Source organism: Micromonospora sp. M51 (assembly GCF_018070305.1).
GTDB classification, from domain to species: Bacteria; Actinomycetota; Actinomycetes; order Mycobacteriales; family Micromonosporaceae; genus Micromonospora; species Micromonospora parva.
Map to the genome: position 1 here is coordinate 1 of NZ_JAGPXZ010000417.1, position 5,393 is coordinate 5,393.

The 5,393-nt window shown below is 57.4% G+C and carries 3 rRNA genes; all 3 read right to left on the minus strand.

Annotated elements, in window-relative coordinates:
* Window positions 1–13: 13 nt before the first annotated feature.
* Window positions 14–130: ribosomal RNA gene (gene rrf, locus KBX53_RS20945) — 5S ribosomal RNA — on the minus strand.
* Window positions 131–215: 85 nt separating this feature from the next.
* A 23S ribosomal RNA gene (locus KBX53_RS20950) occupies window positions 216–3,325 on the minus strand.
* Window positions 3,326–3,707: 382 nt separating this feature from the next.
* Window positions 3,708–5,222: ribosomal RNA gene (locus KBX53_RS20955) — 16S ribosomal RNA — on the minus strand.
* Together the 16S, 23S and 5S rRNA genes form the textbook arrangement of a ribosomal RNA operon.
* Window positions 5,223–5,393 lie beyond the last annotated feature (171 nt).

The window sequence follows — 5,393 nt, forward strand, 5'->3', positions numbered from 1 at the left end:
TTTCTGAAAGATTGTCCGGCGGCGTCCTACTCTCCCACACCCTCACGAGTGCAGTACCATCGGCGCTGGAGGGCTTAGCTTCCGGGTTCGGAATGTAACCGGGCGTTTCCCCTCCGCCATGACCGCCGTAACTCTATGAACATATCAAACAACCCCGGCACGATTTCACGGGTGTTCGCTTGTTCAGAGTTGCACAGTGGACGCGTAGCAGCTTAGTAGTCAAGTCCTCGGCCTATTAGTACCGGTCAACTGAACCCGTTACCGGGCTTACATTTCCGGCCTATCAACCCAGTCGTCTAGCTGGGGGCCTTACCCCACAAAGTGGGTGGGATACCTCATCTTGAAGCAGGCTTCCCGCTTAGATGCTTTCAGCGGTTATCCCTTCCGAACGTAGCTAACCAGCCGTGCCCTTGGCAGGACAACTGGCACACCAGAGGTTCGTCCGTCCCGGTCCTCTCGTACTAGGGACAGCCCTTCTCAAGTATCCTACGCGCACGGCGGATAGGGACCGAACTGTCTCACGACGTTCTAAACCCAGCTCGCGTACCGCTTTAATGGGCGAACAGCCCAACCCTTGGGACCTGCTACAGCCCCAGGATGCGACGAGCCGACATCGAGGTGCCAAACCATCCCGTCGATATGGACTCTTGGGGAAGATCAGCCTGTTATCCCCGGGGTACCTTTTATCCGTTGAGCGACACCGCTTCCACTCGCAAGTGCCGGATCACTAGTCCCGACTTTCGTCCCTGCTCGACCTGTCAGTCTCACAGTCAAGCTCCCTTGTGTACTTGCACTCAACACCTGATTGCCAACCAGGCTGAGGGAACCTTTGGGCGCCTCCGTTACCTTTTAGGAGGCAACCGCCCCAGTTAAACTACCCACCAGACACTGTCCCTGAACCGGATAACGGTCCGAAGTTAGATACCCAAATCAACCAGAGTGGTATTTCAAGATTGCCTCCACCCATACTGGCGTATGGACTTCACCGGCTCCCACCTATCCTACACAAGCTAATTCGAGTACCAATGTCAAGCTATAGTAAAGGTCCCGGGGTCTTTCCGTCCTGCCGCGCGTAACGAGCATCTTTACTCGTACTGCAATTTCGCCGGGCCTGTGGTTGAGACAGTGGGGAAGTCGTTACGCCATTCGTGCAGGTCGGAACTTACCCGACAAGGAATTTCGCTACCTTAGGATGGTTATAGTTACCACCGCCGTTTACTGGCGCTTAAGTTCTCCGCTTCGCCCCAAAGGAGCTAACAGGTCCCCTTAACGTTCCAGCACCGGGCAGGCGTCAGTCCATATACATCGAATTACTTCTTCGCATGGACCTGTGTTTTTAGTAAACAGTCGCTTCCCCCTGCTCTCTGCGGCCATACAACGCTCCACCCGCGCGGGGCTTCACGTCTCCGGCCCCCCTTCTCCCTAAGTTACGGGGGCAATTTGCCGAGTTCCTTAACCACAGTTCGCCCGATCGCCTCGGTATTCTCTACCTGACCACCTGTGTCGGTTTGGGGTACGGGCCGCTAAGAACTCGCTAGAGGCTTTTCTCGGCAGCATAGGATCACTGACTTCACCTGAATCGGCTCGGCATCACGTCTCAGCCTTCATGTGGTGCGGATTTGCCTACACCACGGCCTACACGCTTACCCCGGCACAACCACCGGCCGGGCTCAGCTACCTTCCTGCGTCACCCCATCGCTTGACTACTACCCATCAGGTTCCCACGCTCCCCACCCTCAACCCGAAGGTCTTGGATGGTTTGGGTGGTTAGCACAACGAGGTTCATCAGGGACGCTCTTTCGCGGGTACGGGAATATCAACCCGTTGTCCATCGACTACGCCTCTCGGCCTCGCCTTAGGTCCCGACTCACCCAGGGCGGATTAGCCTGGCCCTGGAACCCTTGGTCATCCGGCGGAAGGGTTTCTCACCCTTCTTTCGCTACTCATGCCTGCATTCTCACTCGTGCCGCGTCCACAACTGGGTCACCCCGCTGCTTCACTCGCGGCACGACGCTCCCCTACCCATCCACACACCTGCACAAGGAATCAAGTCCAAGCGAGGTTAAAATGTGAATGCCACAGCTTCGGCGGTGTGCTTGAGCCCCGCTACATTGTCGGCGCGGAACCACTTGACCAGTGAGCTATTACGCACTCTTTAAAGGGTGGCTGCTTCTAAGCCAACCTCCTGGTTGTCTATGCGACCCCACATCCTTTTCCACTTAGCACACGCTTAGGGGCCTTAGCTGGTGATCTGGGCTGTTTCCCTCTCGACTACGAAGCTTATCCCCCGCAGTCTCACTGCCGCGCTCTCACTTACCGGCATTCGGAGTTTGGCTGATTTCGGTAAGCTTGTGGGCCCCCTAGACCATCCAGTGCTCTACCTCCGGCAAGAAACACGCGACGCTGCACCTAAATGCATTTCGGGGAGAACCAGCTATCACGGAGTTTGATTGGCCTTTCACCCCTAACCACAGGTCATCCCCCAATTTTTCAACATTGGTGGGTTCGGCCCTCCACGCGGTCTTACCCGCGCTTCAGCCTGCCCATGGCTAGATCACTCCGCTTCGGGTCTAGGACACGCGACTGAATCGCCCTATTCAGACTCGCTTTCGCTACGGCTCCCCCACACGGGTTAACCTCGCCACATGCCACTAACTCGCAGGCTCATTCTTCAAAAGGCACGCCGTCACCCCGCAAGGCTCCGACGGATTGTAGGCGAACGGTTTCAGGTACTATTTCACTCCCCTCCCGGGGTACTTTTCACCATTCCCTCACGGTACTTGTCCGCTATCGGTCACCAGGAAGTATTTAGGCTTACCAGGTGGTCCTGGCAGATTCACGGCAGATTTCAGGGGTCCGCCGCTACTCGGGAACACCCACAGAAGGTCAGCAACTTTCACCTACCGGACTCTCACCGTCTACGGTCAGCCATTCCAGACTGTTCGACTAGCCACTAACTTTGTAACTTCTCGAACAAGTGTCAGCTTGTTCAGCAGGGTCCCACAACCCCGACCACGCAACCCCTGACAGGTATCACACGCAGCCGGTTTAGCCTCGATCCGCTTTCGCTCGCCACTACTCACGGAATCACTAAATTGTTTTCTCTTCCTACGGGTACTGAGATGTTTCACTTCCCCGCGTTCCCTCCACACACCCTATGTGTTCAGGTGTGGGTGACACCACATGACTGGTGCCAGGTTTCCCCATTCGGACACCCTGGGATCACAGCTTGGTTGACAGCTCCCCCAGGCCTATCGCGGCCTCCCACGTCCTTCATCGGCTCCTGGTGCCAAGGCATTCACCGTTCGCCCTTGACAACTTGACCACAAAGATGCTCGCGTCCACTGTGCAATTCTCAACAAACGACCAACCCACAACCCGATCCGCCCCACACCAAACCCGATCCTCAGGACCAGCGGTATGCGGGGCCAGGCCATGCCTGGCAGACTGCCAGCCCCCACACAGGAGGCCGGCCACGTCTCTGAAACAACAACCAACGGTTGTTCTTTCAGGACCCAACAGGGTGCTTACATTCTTCCTCAGCCGCACCAGGGACTTCGTTCCCACCACCCAAGAGTGGCTGTACTAGAAGGAACCCGGCCGTTGCCGAGGGAAAACTTGCCAGTGTCTCCGCCATTCGAGCACCCCGACCCAACATTCGTAGGTCGCGGGCTCCTTACCGACTTTCGTCGGAAGGTGCTCCTTAGAAAGGAGGTGATCCAGCCGCACCTTCCGGTACGGCTACCTTGTTACGACTTCGTCCCAATCGCCAGCCCCACCTTCGACGGCTCCCTCCACAAGGGTTGGGCCACCGGCTTCGGGTGTTGCCGACTTTCGTGACGTGACGGGCGGTGTGTACAAGGCCCGGGAACGTATTCACCGCAGCGTTGCTGATCTGCGATTACTAGCGACTCCGACTTCACGGGGTCGAGTTGCAGACCCCGATCCGAACTGAGACCGGCTTTTTGGGATTCGCTCCACCTCACGGTATCGCAGCCCATTGTACCGGCCATTGTAGCATGCGTGAAGCCCTGGACATAAGGGGCATGATGACTTGACGTCATCCCCACCTTCCTCCGAGTTGACCCCGGCAGTCTTCGATGAGTCCCCGCCATAACGCGCTGGCAACATCGAACGAGGGTTGCGCTCGTTGCGGGACTTAACCCAACATCTCACGACACGAGCTGACGACAGCCATGCACCACCTGTGACCGCCCCCGAAGGACCCCCCATCTCTGGAGGTTTTGCGGCCATGTCAAACCCAGGTAAGGTTCTTCGCGTTGCATCGAATTAATCCGCATGCTCCGCCGCTTGTGCGGGCCCCCGTCAATTCCTTTGAGTTTTAGCCTTGCGGCCGTACTCCCCAGGCGGGGCGCTTAATGCGTTAGCTGCGGCACAGGGAACCGGAGAGGCCCCCCACACCTAGCGCCCAACGTTTACAGCGTGGACTACCAGGGTATCTAATCCTGTTCGCTCCCCACGCTTTCGCTCCTCAGCGTCAGTATCGGCCCAGAGACCCGCCTTCGCCACCGGTGTTCCTCCTGATATCTGCGCATTTCACCGCTACACCAGGAATTCCAGTCTCCCCTACCGAACTCTAGCCTGCCCGTATCGACCGCAGGCTTGGGGTTGAGCCCCAAGTTTTCACGGTCGACGCGACAAGCCGCCTACGAGCTCTTTACGCCCAATAAATCCGGACAACGCTCGCACCCTACGTCTTACCGCGGCTGCTGGCACGTAGTTGGCCGGTGCTTCTTCTGCAGGTACCGTCACTCTCGCTTCGTCCCTGCTGAAAGAGGTTTACAACCCGAAGGCCGTCATCCCTCACGCGGCGTCGCTGCATCAGGCTTCCGCCCATTGTGCAATATTCCCCACTGCTGCCTCCCGTAGGAGTCTGGGCCGTGTCTCAGTCCCAGTGTGGCCGGTCGCCCTCTCAGGCCGGCTACCCGTCGTCGCCTTGGTAGGCCATCACCCCACCAACAAGCTGATAGGCCGCGAGCCCATCCCAAGCCGAAAAACTTTCCACCACCAGCCATGCGGCCAGCAGTCCTATTCGGTATTAGCCCCCGTTTCCGAGGGTTATCCCAAAGCTTGGGGCAGGTTGCTCACGTGTTACTCACCCGTTCGCCGCTCGAGTACCCCGAAGGGCCTTTCCGCTCGACTTGCATGTGTTAAGCACGCCGCCAGCGTTCGTCCTGAGCCAGGATCAAACTCTCCAACAAAAAATTAGTTGAACAGCTATCCCGACAACAAACAAATTGTTGCCAAAGGAATCCCAACCAGCCAAACCAAAAGGCCTGACCAGTCCGGGGTATAAATCATAATTGGCACTGGCTTTACAAGCACCCTGTTGAGTTCTCAAAGAACAACCACACACCAGCCGCAAGCCCCAC